The organism is Aquirufa regiilacus, from assembly GCF_032470275.1.
GTDB classification, from domain to species: Bacteria; Bacteroidota; Bacteroidia; order Cytophagales; family Spirosomataceae; genus Aquirufa; species Aquirufa regiilacus.
This window is the reverse complement of the sequence record NZ_JAVNWW010000001.1, coordinates 836,933-852,676: the sequence shown is the minus strand read 5'-3', so window position 1 is coordinate 852,676 and position 15,744 is coordinate 836,933. Positions and strand designations below refer to the sequence as shown.

The window sequence follows — 15,744 nt, the reverse complement described above, 5'->3', positions numbered from 1 at the left end:
ATTTTATGATATATTTAATCAAAAGAAGGTAAATTGGTCGAACTTTTGACTTTACCTATAAACTTATCCCAATGGCATTACCTCAATCAAATCAAGATTCTACGCGTATCGTAGCAAATGGTAAAAACAATTACACAATTCCATTAATCTTAGTTACAAGTTTATTTTTTCTTTGGGGTCTTGCTAATAGCTTAAATGGTACGCTTGTCAAACAATTTCAAACGGCGCTCGACTTACAACGTTGGCAAGCAAATATCGTTGAAACAGCCTTTTATTTTGGCTATTTCGTCATGGCTTTACCCGCGGGCGTTGTCATGCGAAAATACGGTTATAAAGCAGGAATATTGTTAGGCTTAATTTTATATGCAGCTGGTGCATTCCTATTTTACCCAGCGGCAGAGGTTCGCGAATATTCTTTCTTTTTACTCGCCTTATTTATGATTGCAAGTGGGATTGCATTTCTAGAAACAGCTGCAAATTTATATGTTACTGTTTTAGGTGATCCTGCCAAAGGAGATTTTCGTTTGAATTTTGCACAATCATTCAATGGAATGAGTATTATTTTAGGCCCTGTCATCGGTGGGCTATTTATATTTTCTGAAAAAGAATATTCGAGAGAAGCGCTAGCAGCTATGCCGATCGCAGAATCGGAAGCTATTCGTGCCGCTCATGCATCTTCTGTACAAACGCCCTATTTACTCGTTGGTGCTGTTGTGACATTCGTTGCAATCCTTTTTGCCATCACCAAAATGCCTGAATTAAAGTCGGAAAAAGAGAAAGAGTCTAGCATTTCAATCAGCGATTTATTAAAACATAAACACCTTGTTTTAGGAATTATCGCGCAGTTTTTAAACGTTGGAGCTCAGGTAACACTTTGGGGTAATTTTGTTGATTTAAAATTGGATTATGCACCCGATACGAATTTGTGGATCGTTGAGAAGATCTATCAAATTTCCTCCTCGATGTCGGCTACACAAATGGCAAGTTTTCATGCCTCTTTTGCATTCATTTTATTCTTAATAGGTCGCTTCCTTGGGACTTTCTTAATGGGTAAATTCAAATCGAGCTTAATTCTAGGCTTTTATGCCGTTGGAGCTGTCGTTTCCCTCATCGTTGCCATGGTAGGGGGAGGAATCACCGCGGTCATTGCAATCATGTTTGTTTATTTTTGCCAATCCATCATGTTTCCTACCATTTTTGCGTTGTCTTGTAAGAATTTAGGCGAAGGGTCAAAGCTTGCATCTTCATTAATCATCATGTCCATTGTGGGTGGTGCAATAGTTCCACCATTAGCAGCATCCTTATTTAAAGTCAATACCAATGTTGCCTTAGCAATACCACTTATTTGCTTTTCGTATATCGTGTTTTATGCCTTTAAAGGATCCGAAATTAAAGAACATGCATAAATTTCTATTGATCTTAGATTTGGTAGACGAGGAGACTTCCATTCGTCAATATGAAGATTATCATAAGCAAATCCCGGCCGAAATTGATCAAAGTATTCGAGCGTCTGGGATTACACAGATGGAAATTTATCGCTATGCGAATCGACTGGTCATGGAAATAATAGCAGACGAAACATTTTCATTTGAAGCCAAGTCCAAAGCAGATGAAGAAAATGAAGCAGTTCAAGACTGGGAAACATTAATGAATCAATTTCAACAACGTATACCAGGATCGAAGCCAACCGAAAAGTGGGTATTAACCAAACGAATATTTAGCCTTAATTAATTATATGTCAAGTACTTTCCTACAAATCAACCCTACCGATAATCTACTCGTTGCCTTACAGGACCTAAAAAAGGGAACAATCATCCAGCATGCTGATACCGAAATCACCTTGCAAGATGATATCGCAGCAAAACACAAATTTACCACAGTAGCGATTCCTAAAGATGGAAATGCCTACATGTATGGAGTGTTAGTGGGTCACGCGAGTCAAGATATTCCCAGAGGAGGTTTAATTCACACGTTTAACTTACATCATGCTTCGCAAGATTTTGTAGGTAAACAAAAGGATTACACATGGAATAGTCCTGATGTCACTAAATTCCAAAATAGAACATTTAATGGCTATCACCGTGCGGATGGACAAGTAGGAACACAAAACTATTGGCTTGTTATTCCCCTTGTATTCTGCGAAAACAGAAATATCGAGTTACTTAAAAATGCCTTTGTACAAGGACTAGGTTTTCAGAAAAACGATTCCATCACGGATCAAGTCATCCGACTAAAAAATCAATATGCATCTGGCGAACAATTGAGTTTAGGCGCATCAACCACAGAAGCTATTATTGCAAAAAGTCCTTTATTCCCGAATGTAGATGGCATCAAATTCCTGACGCATGAAAGTGGCTGCGGAGAAAATAAAGATGACTCAATGAATCTATGTACTTTATTAGCCGGTTATTGTGTGAATCCTAATGTGGGTGGTATAAGCATCTTAAGTTTGGGTTGTCAACATTCACAAATAGAGGTATTTAAAGAGAAGCTAAAAGAAAAAGACTCGAATTTCTCAAAACCCATTCACTTTTTCGAACAGCAGCAAGACGAAGGAAGTGGCGTAGACAATTTATTGAATGAAGTCGTATTGAAAACCTTTGAAGGACTCATTGAAATCAACAAAATTGACCGTAAACCTGCTCCATTATCCGCTTTACGCTTAGGTGTTAAATGTGGGGGCTCCGATGGATTTTCAGGCATTTCAGCTAATCCAGCCATTGGCCATACAGCTGATTTGTTAGTTGGACTGGGCGGAACAGTCATGATTGCCGAATTTCCTGAACTTTGTGGTGTAGAGCAGGAATTGCAAAACCGTTCCGTGAATGCAGAAGTTGCCGACAATTTTGGTAAAATGATGCGTGAATATGCAAAAAGAGCTGCGGCGGTAGGCGCAGGCTTCGACATGAATCCATCTCCAGGAAATATTAAAGATGGTTTAATTACCGATGCAATTAAATCAGCAGGAGCAGCCAAAAAAGCAGGTTCTTCGCCAATTGTTGATGCATTAGGATATGGTCAATATGCAACTCAGACAGGTCTAAATTTAGTCTGTACACCTGGAAATGATGTATTGGCAACAACGGGCATGGCAGGAGCAGGGGCAACCATTCAATTGTTTACCACGGGCTTAGGAACGCCAACCGGTAATCCGATTAGTCCGATGGTAAAATTGTCAACCAATACGCGACTTGCCGAAAAACTGCCTGAAATCATCGATATTGATTGTGGACCCATTATTCGTGGTGAAAAAACGGTAGAAGAAATGGGCGAGGAGGTATTGGAATACATTATCCAGCTCGCTTCAGGGGAAATCACAACCAAAGCCATGGATTTAGGGCAAGATGATTTTATGTTTTGGAGGAGAGGGGTATCGCTGTAGAGGTAAGAGTGAAGAGTGAAGAGTGAAGAGTGAAGAGTGAAGAGTGAAGAGGTAAGAGTTGCGAGTGAGGAGTTAAAAAAGAATATAACAGCTAGCGACTAGTGACTAGCGACTAAAAATCATATTATGCTATTCTCTTTAAAAGATAAAAAAGTGGTTGTTACAGGTGGTTGTTCCGGAATAGGGGAATCCATTGCCACCTTGTTCCAGCAACAAGGCGCGGAAGTACATGTCATCGACTTACATCTTCCAGGTGAAAATGCTCATGCTAAGATCACGTATCACCAAGCTGATATATCCAATTTTGAAGTTGTTGAGCAAATCGCCACACGCATTTCACCAATCGATATTTTAATCAATAATGCTGGTATTCCGCAAATAGGAAATTTAGAGAAAACCCAACCCGCTGATTTCCAACGTATTTTCGATGTAAACGTAAAGGGAGCTTACCATTGCATGTTGGCATTCATCCCCTTTATGGTATCCCAAAAATCGGGGGTAATTCTCAACATGGCCTCCGTGGCTGCATCGGTAGGAATTCCGGATCGTTTTGGCTATTCCATGAGCAAAGGTGCAATCAAATCCATGACACAATCTGTCGCAAAAGATTATATCAATCAAGGCATACGATGCAATTGTATTTCGCCTGGTCGGGTACATACTCCATTTGTGGATGGCTTTATTGCCAAGAACTATCCCGATAACCAAGCAGAAATGTTTGAGAAACTTTCAAAAACTCAACCACTAGGTCGTATGGCCAAACCGAATGAAATTGCCAATTTAGCCTTATATTTATGTTCGGATGAAGCATCTTTTATTACGGGATGTGATTATCCAATCGACGGAGGATTCATTTATTTAAATAACTAAAACCTATGAAAACGAAAATTTTAAGTATCATTATTCTGATGGCTTTAAGCCTTAGCTCATTCAAAACTGCTGAAAATCCAAAACGTATTGTCTTTTTTGGCGATTCCATCACCCAAGCAGGGGTAGGTAAAACGGGGTATATTACAAAGATGGCTGAGATGTTAGGTACCATGGGTCTAGCAAGTAAATATGAGCTAATCGGTGCTGGGATCGGAGGAAATAAAATATATGACTTATACCTACGTCACGAGGAAGATGTTCTAGCAAAGAATCCCAATATCGTGATTATTTATGTAGGTATAAATGATGTTTGGCACAAGACATCCTCACGTACAGGGACGGATGCCGACAAGTTTGAAAGATTCTATAATGCTTTAATAAACCGACTGCAAAAAGCTAATATTCAAGTAGTTATATGCACACCTACCGTTATTGGCGAGAAGTTTGATGCGACCAATGAGAACGACGGAGACTTAAATGCCTACTCGAATATCATACGTAAAATTGCCACGGATAATCAATGTAAATTGATCGACTTGCGTAAAACATTTTTAAGCTTCGAGGAAAAGAATAATATCGAAAACAAGGCTTCAGGAATTTTAACAACGGATCGTGTGCACCTAAATGAAGCAGGAAATCAATTCTTAGCGGAAACCATGTGGGAAACCATCAAAACATTATAGTCGATGCAATTAGTTAGAATAGGAGAATTTGAAAAAGAAAAACCAGCATTATTGATTGATGGTAAATATTTTGATGTTTCAGAACATGTCATTGATTATAATGAAGCATTTTTCGCGGGTGATGGACTGGCTAAATTGGCGCAAATAGTTGCGACCAATGATTTACCTGAGATCAAAGAACCCGCGCGTATCGGTTCATGTGTCGCTCGTCCATCAAAAATCATTTGTGTTGGACTTAATTATGCTGATCATGCACGAGAAACAGGTGCTGAAATCCCACAAGAACCTATTTTATTCTTTAAAAGTACGACTGCCCTTTGTGGCCCATTCGATGAGGTCATCATTCCGAAAGGCTCAACAAAAACCGATTGGGAGGTTGAATTAGCTATTGTCATTGGTAAAAAAGCACAATACGTTTCAGAAGCTGATGCCTATGATTATGTGGCTGGGTATTGTTTGCACAATGATTATTCTGAACGAGAATATCAATTGGAGCGCGGGGGTAATTGGTCCAAAGGAAAAGGTTGTGACACGTTCGCACCTTTAGGTCCAATTTTAGTCACCAAGGATGAAATTTCCGATGTACATAATCTTTCCATGTATTTGGATGTAAATGGGAAGCGATTCCAAACGTCGAATACGGACCAATTGATATTTAATGTACCACAAGTCGTATCCTACATTTCACAATTTATGACCTTATTACCCGGTGATGTCATTTCCACCGGCACACCACATGGTGTTGGTTTAGGATTTAAACCACCGATCTACCTAAAGGCAGGTGATGTGGTAACACTGGGTATGGATAATTTAGGTGAACAAAAACAAAGCGCAGTAGCATACAAAGCATGATCGATTCGCATCAACACTTTTGGAATTACGATGCCGAACGCGACACGTGGATAACAGCTGATATGGCTGTCATTCAACAAGATTTCTATCCAAATGTTGACTTATTTTCATCCAAAGGAATCCATGCTTGCGTAGCGGTTCAAGCATCCTCCTCCGAAGAAGAAACATTGTTTTTATTAGCCTTAGCTGAACAGTCAAATTTCATACAAGGTGTCGTTGGATGGGTCGATTTGCTACAAGGAGATATTGAAGACCGATTAGCTTATTTCTCTCAATTTGAAACATTAAAAGGTTTCAGACATATTGTTCAAGGTGAAAAAGACCCAGAATTTTTAAAGAGGAGTGATTTCATTCGAGGAGTAAAGGCCTTAGATGCATTTGATTATACATATGATTTATTAATTCTTCCGCACCAACTGAAAGCTGGGATTGTATTTTGCCAACAATTAGACCAAAAAATTGTCTTGGATCATTTGGCAAAGCCTCCAATTAAATCAGGAGATGTTAAGCAATGGAAAAAAGATATAGGTGCATTCAAAGAGTTAGAACATGTTTCTGCAAAAATTTCCGGCTTAATCACGGAGGCCGATTGGAAAACTTGGACTACTGAACAAATCAACGGAGTAATTCAAGAAGCATTAGAGGTATTTGGACCTGATCGCTTACTATTTGGCACGGATTATCCTGTTGTAAAAGTTGCGGGTGAATTAGATCAATGGATAGATGTGTATAAATCTAGTATTAGTGCCTTGAGTCCAAATGAACAAGCAAAAATCAACGAACAAAATTGTAAAAACTTCTACGCATTAGACTAACATGAATTTAGGACTCAAAGAAAAGGTAATTATTGTCACGGGTGGGGCCAAAGGAATTGGTGCAGGAATTAGTCAGGCATTGGGACTTGAATCTGCCATGGTAGCTATCGTAGGTCGAAATGCAGCTGACAATCAGGCATGTATCGAGCTGATTCAAGCAACAGGAGGGCAAGCATTTTCTTTTGTTGCCGAACTGACACAACCCGATGAATGTACACGTGTCGTTGCTGATATCGTGCATATGTTCGGTCGAATTGATGGATTAGTCAATAATGCGGGTGTGAACGATGGAGTAGGACTTGCCAATGGAACTTATGAAAAATTCATGCAATCCTTACATGCCAACTTAGTTCATTATTATTTATTGGCGCAAGCCTGTCTTCCTTATTTAATTAAGTCCAAAGGTGCTATTGTTAATATTGGCTCTAAAACAGCCGAAACGGGACAAGGTGGAACTTCAGCATATGCAGCCGCCAATGGCGGACGAAATGCATTAACACGTGAATGGGCTGTGGAATTATTACCCCACAACATCCGAGTTAATGCCGTTATTGTGGCGGAATGCTTTACACCCCTATACGAAAAATGGATTCAAACGCTTGAAAATCCTAACGAAAAACGAGCTGAAATTGAATCTAAAATTCCATTGGGCCAACGAATGACCACGGCTGATGAAATAGGAGCAATGGTGGCCTTTTTATTATCTTCGAAATCAAGTCATACAACAGGCCAACTTATACACGTAGATGGCGGATATGTTCATTTAGACCGAGCATTATGATCAACTTTAGCAACATCGAAAGTCCAGGATTACTCGTAAATCCTGAGATTGTTAAAAAAAACATACAATGGGTTCTTAATCAAGTAGATAACAATCCTACTCGATTACGTCCTCATATTAAAACGCATAAAACGCGTGAGGTCAATCAACTATTGTTGGCCGCTGGCATTACAAAATTCAAAGCTGCTACCATTGCGGAATGTGAATTACTGGCCTTAGATGAAGCACCTGATGTGCTTTTGTCCATGCAACCGACGGGCACAACTTTGTCTCGCTTTAATACGCTTGGCAAAAAATACCCAAATACTTCATTTGCCTGTCTACTTGATGATGAACAAGCAGCACATGCATTAAATGCCGTTTCAAACAATCAGCGCGTATTTATCGACTTAAACATGGGTATGAATCGGACGGGGATTAAACCAGCGGATTCGTTGCCATTAATACAACTTATTGAGCAATTACCGAATTTGATTTTATCGGGATTACATGCTTACGATGGACATATTCGTGATGTAAATATTGAAGATCGTCAAAAGCATGTGGAGCAGGATTTTCAATCTTTTTATGCGCTTTTACCGCAGGTCCGCAAAGATTTGGAACTTGTCGTAGGCGGGACGCCAAGTTTCTTAGTGCATCATTCCAATCCAAGCTATGTTTGTAGCCCTGGAACTTTTGTTTTCTTTGATACAGGTTATGCCAAATTATACCCTGAAAGTAGCTTAGAATTGGCTGTTCAGGTGATTGGGCGAATTATTTCGATCCCAACAGACCATACGATTTCAATCGACGTGGGACACAAATCAGTAGCTCCTGAAAATGGAATCGACAATCGACTGCAATTCATTGATCATCCAGATTGGAAATTAATGAGTCAAAGTGAAGAACATGGAATCGTGGAAGTAGGCGATAGTTCAACTTGTCAAATTGGCGATATTATTCGAATGTTCCCTTATCACATATGCCCTACAGTTGCCTTACATCAATATTTACAAGTTGGCGATGGAAGCGTTTGGAATGTTTTAGCAAGAAATCGCAAAATCACGATATAAGATGTTTATCATAGACGCCCATTTAGATTTAAGTATGAATGCCCTAGAATGGAATCGAGATTTGAGAGCATCCATTCAAGAAATTAATGCGCGCGAGCACCAATTAACTGATAAACCAGACCGAGGACTTGCCACGGTATCCTTAGAAGAATTACGAAAAGGAAACATCGGATTAGTCGTTGCGACCCAAATAGCGCGATATGTTGACAAAACGAACACACTTCCCGGTTGGAACTCTCCCGAACAAGCTTGGGCTCAAACACAAGGCCAATTAGCCTATTACAAGGCATTAGAAAAAAGTGGAGACCTACGTCCCATCCGGAATCTTCCAGAATTATATGATCATTTAACTATTTGGCCGGAAGATCAAAAAACCATTGGATATATTTTGAGTCTTGAAGGCGCAGACTCCATTGTTTCCTTAGAATACCTAGAAATAGCCCATGAATCTGGTTTACGCGCTTTAGGACCTGCACATTATGGTCCGGGACGTTATGCCCAAGGGACGAATGCAAGCGGTGGATTGGGAACATTGGGACGCGATTTATTGCGTAAAATGGAGGAATTGAATATCATTTTAGATGCCACGCATCTCTGTGATGAAAGTTTTGAGGAAGCCTTGGAACATTTCCATGGACATGTTTGGGCTAGTCATCATAATTGTAGAGCTCTTGTAGATCACAATAGGCAATTCTCCGACGACCAATTAAAAATACTCATTGAAAGAGGCGCCGTAATTGGCATGCCAATGGATGCCTGGATGATGGTTCCGAATTGGGAACGAGGCAAGTCTACTCCGAAATCCATGGGCGTTACCTTAAATACCATGATAGACCATTTAACGCATATTTGTGAATTAGCTGGAAATACAAATCATGTGGGATTGGGAACAGATTTGGATGGGGGATTTGGGAGAGAGCAATGTCCATATGACATAGAGACCATTGCCGACTTACAAAAAATACCAGACTTGTTGCTAAAGCGCGGATTTAGTACAGATGATGTCAAAAAAATCTGTCACCAAAACTGGTTGAATTTCCTAGAAAAAACTTGGGCTTAATGCTTTGGCGCAGGACTTACTGAAGTCCAACCGCCATCAATAACGAGTGTTTGGCCCGTAATATGTTTAGCTTGATCCGATAAAAAGAATAGGGTAGCAGCGGCAATGTCGTAAACATCAGCAGCCTTGCCTAATGGCGTAATTTCTGACCAATCCGTTTGATATTCCTTATTTTGAGATGTACGCTCGGTAATCGTAGCCCCTGGAGAAATGGCATTAATGCGAATCTGACAAGGAGACAAATCAATCACTAAATTCTTGACCAATTGATTTAATGCAGCTTTTGTCATGCCATAAGCTGCCAAATCAGGATGCGCCTGATGACCCGTTACAGAAGACATGACAACAATCGAACCCGGTAGTTCTCGCTCCTTTAAGAAACGTGCAGTCATTTGAATTAAAAAGAATGTTCCTACCAAATTCACACGTAGAATCTGGTCCATGGATTCTTTTGAATAGGTCCAAAAGTCACCAAAGGTGGTAATACCCGCATTACATACCACACCAGCTAAAACGCCCGGACTAGAATCGAGTACTTGAGCTAATTCTTGAAGAAAATCCTCAGATGCTGCATCAGCCTGTATACCGATAAACTGGCTCAAACCGAGTTTATTTAAGGTTTTACTGGCTTGATCTAAAACAAGGGAATCGATTTCATTCCAAATCACAAAGTGCCCTTGGCCCAACAGCTGTTTGACCAATTCGAAGCCAATTCCTTGGCCTGCACCTGTGACTACGAACTTTTTCATTAATGCGAATCTCTTGTTACAATCGAACCGGATCCACCTTTCAAGAAATCAAAATCAGCCCCTTGGTCCGCTTGCTCTACATGGTCAATAAATAAGCCAACATAACCACGCGGCATCGAAGGCGGTACAAAAGGTTGGGCTAACTTACGGGCAGCTAAATCGGCTTCCGATACTTCCCAATTAATCGAACGACTCTCAACATCCAACGAAATGTAATCTCCATTCTGAACCCAATTCAAAGGCCCACCTGCAGCAGACTCAGGCGATATGTGCAATACAACCGTTCCAAATCCAGTACCGCTCATGCGACCGTCAGAGATACGAACCATATCTTTAACGCCTTTCTCAAGCAGCTTCTTTGGAATACCCATATTACCAACTTCGGCCATGCCAGGATATCCTTTGGGACCTACATTTTTCAAAACCATCACGGAAGTTTCATCAATATCCAATTCTGGCGAATCGATACGTGCGTGGTAATCTTCTATGTTTTCAAATACAACCGCCTTTCCTCGATGCTTGAATAAGGCAGGAGATGCTGCAGAAGGCTTCAATACCGCCCCTTGAGGCGCTAAATTACCTCGTACCACTGCTATGCCGGAATCAGGTTTGAATGGTTCATCAAACGTAGATATAATGCTTGAATCATAAATAGGTGTATCCGTAATGTTTTCACCTACCGTTTTTCCGTTCACCGTGATACTTGATGTGTGCAAATGTTCCTTCATTTGATTCATCAAAGCTGGTAAACCACCCGCATAGTATAAATCTTCCATGAAATGAGCCCCAGAAGGCTGAATATTCGCTAATAAAGGGATATTTAAAGAGAACTTATCAAAATCATCCAAATGCAAATCCACTCCAATTCGACCCGCAATCGCTAAAAGGTGAATAACAAAATTGGTTGATCCTCCTGTAGCGGCATTCACACGAATCGCATTTTCAAACGCTTGTCGGGTCAAAACCTTCGACATTTTTAAATCCTCATTCACCATCTCAACGATCCGACGCCCGGAATGCTGAGCCAAAACCTTTCTCCGCACATCAGCAGCCGGAATAGCAGCATTTTGGGGTAAACTCAAACCTAACGCCTCAACCATGGTTGCCATCGTGGACGCTGTTCCCATCACCGCACAATGTCCAGGCGTACGCGCCATACAAGCCTCTGCTTCAATAAATTCCTTTTGTGAAAGTTCACCCAACTTATACGCTTCAGCAAAACGCCAAACATCAGATGTTCCAATTTCCTTACCTTTAAACTTTCCCTTCATCATGGGTCCACCTGAAATCACCAAGGTCGGTAAATCAACGCTACAAGCCCCCATAACAAGTGAAGGGGTAGTCTTATCACAACCACACATCAATACAACGCCATCGATCGGATTTGCCCGAATCGATTCCTCCACATCCATACTCGCCAGATTACGATAAAGCATTGCGGTAGGCTTAATCAAGGTTTCCCCCAAAGACATAACAGGAAATTCTACCGGAAAACCGCCTGCTTCAATGATACCTTTTTTAACAAACTCCGCTAATTCCCGAAAATGCGCATTACATGGAGTTAATTCAGACCATGTATTACAAATTCCGATCACCGGTTTCCCTTGAAAATAATCATCTGGAATACCTTGATTCTTCATCCAAGCACGGTAAATAAATCCATCCTTGCCAGTTTTTCCAAACCATTGTTGGGAGCGTAAATTAGGTTTCATAGGTTTTTATAGGTCTAATGTTTTTTTTAATACAAAGCTTTGGTCCTTACCAAACTGATAATAACATACCCGGCGACCAGATTCAATATCCGAGTATGGATCATTCGCAAATTCAAATTGTCGGGCCAATGTCGATTTATCCAAATACAAGGAATCCTTACCCATATAGCCAAATGCTTGGCGACCTTTCAAGGTAGGAAAATTTATCCGTTTGACATGTCCTGCTTGTATTGTTAAAGCAAATATTTCTGTCTTTTTACTGTGTTTAAGCCCTAAAATCCAACACTCTGGCACATCATCATCATTCAAATCTGCCAAGATTATTTGTTGAATGAACAGTTTATTCAATGGATATTTACCTAGTATCTGGTTACTCTTCTTGAATGTAATCGCGTCGCTTTCCACATTAGCCTCGTAATCTTGAAATAAGGCGCTTAAGGGTGCAGGTCGGTCAACAATAAGCGAATCGTATTCAACTTTTCGAATTATTGAATCAGATTGTTGAACTAATGAAAATTGATCATGTAATGTCACAGGTATTGATTCTTCATCCCAATCTTGTATATATACCAGTAAACTGATTAAGGTTACTAGTAAAAGCAAAAAAATAAATGCTTTAACGAGTCGCATAGACAACACTTTCAATAATATCAATCGCTTTGAGAAGTTGCACCTCGGGGCATGCAAAATTCAATCGGACAAAATCGCCTCCTAAAAATTGATCTCCCCGAAGGACATGCAAGCCGGCATCAAATAAACGCTTTTGAAAATCCCCGTGCATCTGAGAATCAAAACCAATCCATGCTAAATACGTAGCCTCCAGTGGGAGCATCGAAATGCCAGGCAGTTGATTCATTCTTGATATTAACAAAGTATGATTGCTTCTCAAATAGGGTAGAAGGGAATCCAACCAGTTGGAAGGCATAGCATACGTTGCCAACATCACTTCAATACTATGTCGGGAAAGCATTGGAAAAAAACCAAAGGTCTTTTTTTGAAAGGCTAAACGCGTTGCAGCATCCGGAATGATAGCAACAGCGCCACCTAAACCAGCCGTATTATAAGCTTTAGAAGTGGCAAAAAATGATATTTCACTTTGAATACACCTATGCTTTACATTCGAATCGATGATCAAATCGGCATGAATCTCATCGGAAATAATCTTACAATCGTATTGATGACAAAGAGCCTTTATGCGTGCTATTTCATCCGTTGAAAAAACAGTTCCTCCTGGATTATGTGGATTACAAAATAGAAAAACTTTAGGTCCTTTTTTTAACGCGTTCTCAAATGCGACAAAATCATAAGTCCAGCGACCCGCTTCCTCAATCATGGGAAAGGTATGTAAGGGGTGACCCATCCAACCAGCGACTAAATGAAAGGGATGATAAACAGGAATTGCTGTTAAAATACCATCCTCAGGCGAAGAAAAGGCGGCGCAAGCAGCAGTAATGCCTGGAACAATACCAGGAATCCATACTTGCCAAGCTAATTCTGTTTCCCAACCGTAATCATTCGCAATTTTCTTTTGCGCGGCTATTTGTAAAGATTCAGGAACAATTGAGTACCCTAATATTTCATGCTTTGTTATCTGATCAATGGCTGCCAGTATTTCTTCCGCTACGGGAAAATCCATATCTGCCACGGGCATTGGCAACATATCTTTGTCGCCATAGCTTACATTGTCCCACTTGAAACTGAAAGTGTTTTTTCGGTCAATGACCTGATTAAAGTCGTATTTTTTCATTCTTTAAAAATAGGCCTAAAAACACAAATTCCAATGAATTTAGGATGTGATTTAAGGTAAGCTTGTAAACTTTCCTCCGAAAGAACTACTTGTTTTTTATCTTGAGATGCGTGCAATAATCGAATCCTATTTCCTTGTCGAACAAGCATTCCGGTGTGTAAAAAATCCAAATGCGGGTTTGACGTAACAAATGCAACCAAATCACCAGATTGAATTAAGGGGATTAATGAATTTAAATCAACCACAGATGTATATTGAAAAGCCTTTTTCGCTAAAGCACGCTCACGGTTTTCTAACAAATTCAAATCAACTGAAATGGCTGACTTCTTCCGAAGGTAAGTTGACAGGAAGGAAAAATCTTTGAAAACCCTTGTCACGTGAGCTTGATCAATAATCAAGGGAAAAGCCAATGCATGCATGGCATCCGTAAAATAATGATATCGCTTTTCATATTGTAAGGAATCATCTGCATAACGGACATGCTTCAGTTCTTTTAAGTATAATGAATCATTCCCTTTCGAATACGTAATTGCTAAACTGTTTTCCAAAAAAGTTACACAATCAAACGCTTCAAGTGAGGTAACTAAAACTTCTGGATTTCCATTTGAAAGCATGTTGGCGCGATAGGGTTTACCGATAAACCGCTGACCAATCTCGACTAATATTGGCTTTTGCCCAAAAGCTGATGAAAAACAAAACAATAAACCGAGGAGCAGGATTACTTTTCTTTGATCCATAATACGCTGACAGCCCCCATCAAGAAAAATACACCAGCCATCACAATCGCATAAATAGCTTCGCCTCCGTACAAATACTTTACAATCGACCCACCGATGATTCCATTAACAATTTGAGGGATGGTAATAAAGAAGTTGAAAATTCCCATGTAAACACCCATTTTGGCTAAAGGAATAGAACCAGCCAAAATCGCATAAGGCATCGCTAAAATACTTGCCCAGGCCATACCTACACCCACCATGCTAAAGATCAACATCGTCGGATCCGAAATAAAATAAATAGAAATCAAACCTAAACCACCAGCCACAAGCGAAAACGCATGCGTCGCCTTGTTTCCAATTCGTCGCGCAATTTGAGGTAAAAAAGCCGCATAGATAGCAGAAACACCACTGTAAACACCAAAAATGATACCTACCCAATTGGCAGCATCTTGAAACGTAGTTGAACTATGATCATCTGATGCTACTCCATACACATGGTGTGCAATGGCAGGGGTAGAAAATACCCACATCGAGAATAGACCGAACCATGAGAAAAATTGCACTAAACCTAATTGACGCATCGTATTAGGCATTTCCTTGATGTAGCGGAAAACGGAAAACAAAGTGTCGTCTTGGCCTTCATCTTGAAAACCCATGGATTCTCTTTCGGAAGGCGAATATTCTTTTGTTGTTACAATCGTCCATATAATGGCCAACAAGAATACCGTTCCACCTACATAAAAAGAATAAACAACATTGTCTGGAATTTGACCAGGGGCTGCGTCCTTGGCTATTCCAGCCCATTCGCCAAAAATATATGGTAACCAGGAACCTACAACAGCACCGATTCCAATCAAAAATGTTTGAACAGAGAATCCTAAAGTACTTTGCTCATCAGGTAAATTATCAGCGACTAAAGCACGAAAGGGCTCCATAGAAACGTTGAAAGACGCATCCATCATCATCAATATCCCTGCGCCTACAATCATAGGAGGTAAAAAACCTGCTAAAGCACCAGCATGTGGAAAAAAGAAGAGCGCAGAAGCTGCTAAAATCGCACCCGTTAAGAAGAATGGTTTCCTACGTCCTAAGAAATTCCAAGTACGATCCGAATAAAAACCAATAATGGGTTGGATGATCATACCTGTTAATGGAGCTGCCAACCAAAACCATGACAATTGTTCTACATCAGCCCCAAAACTTTGAAGAATACGTGAAGCATTCCCATTTTGCAAGGCAAAGCCAAATTGAATTCCTAAGAATCCAACACTCATGTTGATGATTTGGGTAATGGATAATTTAGGTTTTGTAAAACTTTTCAT

Annotated in this window: 16 protein-coding genes; 10 read left to right on the top strand and 6 right to left on the bottom strand. The window is 40.2% G+C overall.

What is annotated here, in order from left to right; translation table 11 throughout:
* Nucleotides 1-71: 71 nt before the first annotated feature.
* The 10 genes from fucP to PQG45_RS03710 all read left to right on the top strand — a co-directional run bounded on the left by fucP (nt 72) and on the right by PQG45_RS03710 (nt 9,495).
* Nucleotides 72-1,406: an L-fucose:H+ symporter permease gene (gene fucP / locus PQG45_RS03755; RefSeq protein WP_315575640.1), complete on the top strand. Its 1,335-nt coding sequence runs from the start codon at nt 72-74 to the stop codon at nt 1,404-1,406.
* Nucleotides 1,399-1,731 (top strand): L-rhamnose mutarotase, encoded by a 333-nt coding sequence (locus PQG45_RS03750; RefSeq protein ID WP_315575642.1) that lies wholly within the window; start codon nt 1,399-1,401, stop codon nt 1,729-1,731. The genes fucP and PQG45_RS03750 overlap by 8 nt, the downstream gene beginning before the upstream one ends.
* Before the next feature lie 4 nt (nt 1,732-1,735).
* A complete protein-coding gene (locus PQG45_RS03745; protein WP_315575644.1) occupies nt 1,736-3,382 on the top strand; it encodes a UxaA family hydrolase in 1,647 nt (548 codons plus the stop codon).
* Nucleotides 3,383-3,508: 126 nt separating this feature from the next.
* A complete protein-coding gene (locus PQG45_RS03740) occupies nt 3,509-4,252 on the top strand; it encodes an SDR family NAD(P)-dependent oxidoreductase (RefSeq protein WP_315575646.1) in 744 nt (247 codons plus the stop codon).
* A gap of 5 nt (nt 4,253-4,257) precedes the next feature.
* A complete protein-coding gene (locus PQG45_RS03735; protein ID WP_315575648.1) occupies nt 4,258-4,935 on the top strand; it encodes an SGNH/GDSL hydrolase family protein in 678 nt (225 codons plus the stop codon).
* A 3-nt stretch (nt 4,936-4,938) separates the two neighbouring features.
* Entirely contained in the window at nt 4,939-5,787 is an 849-nt protein-coding gene (locus PQG45_RS03730) for a fumarylacetoacetate hydrolase family protein (RefSeq protein ID WP_316070315.1), read from the top strand.
* Complete coding sequence (locus PQG45_RS03725) at nt 5,784-6,602, top strand: amidohydrolase family protein (protein ID WP_316070314.1); 819 nt, start codon at nt 5,784-5,786, stop codon at nt 6,600-6,602. The genes PQG45_RS03730 and PQG45_RS03725 overlap by 4 nt, the downstream gene beginning before the upstream one ends.
* A gap of 1 nt (nt 6,603) precedes the next feature.
* The gene (locus tag PQG45_RS03720) at nt 6,604-7,383 is read left to right on the top strand and encodes an SDR family oxidoreductase (RefSeq protein ID WP_316070313.1); all 780 of its coding nucleotides are present in this window, start codon (nt 6,604-6,606) and stop codon (nt 7,381-7,383) included.
* Nucleotides 7,380-8,435, top strand: a complete 1,056-nt coding sequence (locus tag PQG45_RS03715) for an alanine racemase (protein WP_316070312.1) — start codon at nt 7,380-7,382, stop codon at nt 8,433-8,435. Before PQG45_RS03720 ends, PQG45_RS03715 begins: the two co-directional genes overlap by 4 nt.
* Nucleotide 8,436: 1 nt before the next feature.
* Nucleotides 8,437-9,495, top strand: coding sequence for a dipeptidase (locus PQG45_RS03710; RefSeq protein ID WP_316070311.1), 1,059 nt, complete (start codon nt 8,437-8,439; stop codon nt 9,493-9,495).
* Here the strand turns inward: PQG45_RS03710 and PQG45_RS03705 are convergent.
* From PQG45_RS03705 to PQG45_RS03680, 6 genes are read right to left on the bottom strand one after another with little or no spacing between them, the layout of a single operon-like run.
* Complete coding sequence (locus PQG45_RS03705; protein ID WP_316070310.1) at nt 9,492-10,244, bottom strand: SDR family NAD(P)-dependent oxidoreductase; 753 nt, start codon at nt 10,242-10,244, stop codon at nt 9,492-9,494. The two genes, PQG45_RS03710 and PQG45_RS03705, sit on opposite strands and share 4 nt — an antisense overlap.
* Nucleotides 10,244-11,956 (bottom strand): IlvD/Edd family dehydratase, encoded by a 1,713-nt coding sequence (locus PQG45_RS03700; RefSeq protein WP_315575661.1) that lies wholly within the window; start codon nt 11,954-11,956, stop codon nt 10,244-10,246. The genes PQG45_RS03705 and PQG45_RS03700 overlap by 1 nt, the downstream gene beginning before the upstream one ends.
* 6 nt (nt 11,957-11,962) lie before the next feature.
* Nucleotides 11,963-12,559 carry a hypothetical protein gene (locus tag PQG45_RS03695; RefSeq protein ID WP_315575663.1) on the bottom strand — a complete coding sequence of 199 codons (597 nt, stop codon included), beginning with the start codon at nt 12,557-12,559 and terminating at the stop codon, nt 11,963-11,965.
* Nucleotides 12,560-12,572: 13 nt separating this feature from the next.
* Nucleotides 12,573-13,703: a MalY/PatB family protein gene (locus tag PQG45_RS03690; RefSeq protein WP_316070309.1), complete on the bottom strand. Its 1,131-nt coding sequence runs from the start codon at nt 13,701-13,703 to the stop codon at nt 12,573-12,575.
* Nucleotides 13,700-14,440, bottom strand: coding sequence for an N-acetylmuramoyl-L-alanine amidase-like domain-containing protein (locus tag PQG45_RS03685; protein ID WP_315575666.1), 741 nt, complete (start codon nt 14,438-14,440; stop codon nt 13,700-13,702). The genes PQG45_RS03690 and PQG45_RS03685 overlap by 4 nt, the downstream gene beginning before the upstream one ends.
* The gene (locus tag PQG45_RS03680) at nt 14,422-15,744 is read right to left on the bottom strand and encodes an MFS transporter (protein WP_315575668.1); all 1,323 of its coding nucleotides are present in this window, start codon (nt 15,742-15,744) and stop codon (nt 14,422-14,424) included. The genes PQG45_RS03685 and PQG45_RS03680 overlap by 19 nt, the downstream gene beginning before the upstream one ends.

Excerpts from the sequence above, each read along its gene's own strand:
- PQG45_RS03700 (WP_315575661.1), bottom strand. The coding sequence starts at position 11,956 with ATGAAACCTAATTTACGCTCCCAACAATGGTTTGGAAAAACTGGCAAG.
- fucP (WP_315575640.1), top strand. The coding sequence starts at position 72 with ATGGCATTACCTCAATCAAATCAAGATTCTACGCGTATCGTAGCAAAT.
- PQG45_RS03680 (WP_315575668.1), bottom strand. The coding sequence starts at position 15,744 with ATGAAAAGTTTTACAAAACCTAAATTATCCATTACCCAAATCATCAAC.
- PQG45_RS03745 (WP_315575644.1), top strand. The coding sequence starts at position 1,736 with ATGTCAAGTACTTTCCTACAAATCAACCCTACCGATAATCTACTCGTT.
- PQG45_RS03750 (WP_315575642.1), top strand. The coding sequence starts at position 1,399 with ATGCATAAATTTCTATTGATCTTAGATTTGGTAGACGAGGAGACTTCC.
- PQG45_RS03735 (WP_315575648.1), top strand. The coding sequence starts at position 4,258 with ATGAAAACGAAAATTTTAAGTATCATTATTCTGATGGCTTTAAGCCTT.
- PQG45_RS03685 (WP_315575666.1), bottom strand. The coding sequence starts at position 14,440 with ATGGATCAAAGAAAAGTAATCCTGCTCCTCGGTTTATTGTTTTGTTTT.
- PQG45_RS03705 (WP_316070310.1), bottom strand. The coding sequence starts at position 10,244 with ATGAAAAAGTTCGTAGTCACAGGTGCAGGCCAAGGAATTGGCTTCGAA.
- PQG45_RS03730 (WP_316070315.1), top strand. The coding sequence starts at position 4,939 with ATGCAATTAGTTAGAATAGGAGAATTTGAAAAAGAAAAACCAGCATTA.
- PQG45_RS03690 (WP_316070309.1), bottom strand. The coding sequence starts at position 13,703 with ATGAAAAAATACGACTTTAATCAGGTCATTGACCGAAAAAACACTTTC.
- PQG45_RS03710 (WP_316070311.1), top strand. The coding sequence starts at position 8,437 with ATGTTTATCATAGACGCCCATTTAGATTTAAGTATGAATGCCCTAGAA.
- PQG45_RS03720 (WP_316070313.1), top strand. The coding sequence starts at position 6,604 with ATGAATTTAGGACTCAAAGAAAAGGTAATTATTGTCACGGGTGGGGCC.
- PQG45_RS03725 (WP_316070314.1), top strand. The coding sequence starts at position 5,784 with ATGATCGATTCGCATCAACACTTTTGGAATTACGATGCCGAACGCGAC.
- PQG45_RS03715 (WP_316070312.1), top strand. The coding sequence starts at position 7,380 with ATGATCAACTTTAGCAACATCGAAAGTCCAGGATTACTCGTAAATCCT.
- PQG45_RS03740 (WP_315575646.1), top strand. The coding sequence starts at position 3,509 with ATGCTATTCTCTTTAAAAGATAAAAAAGTGGTTGTTACAGGTGGTTGT.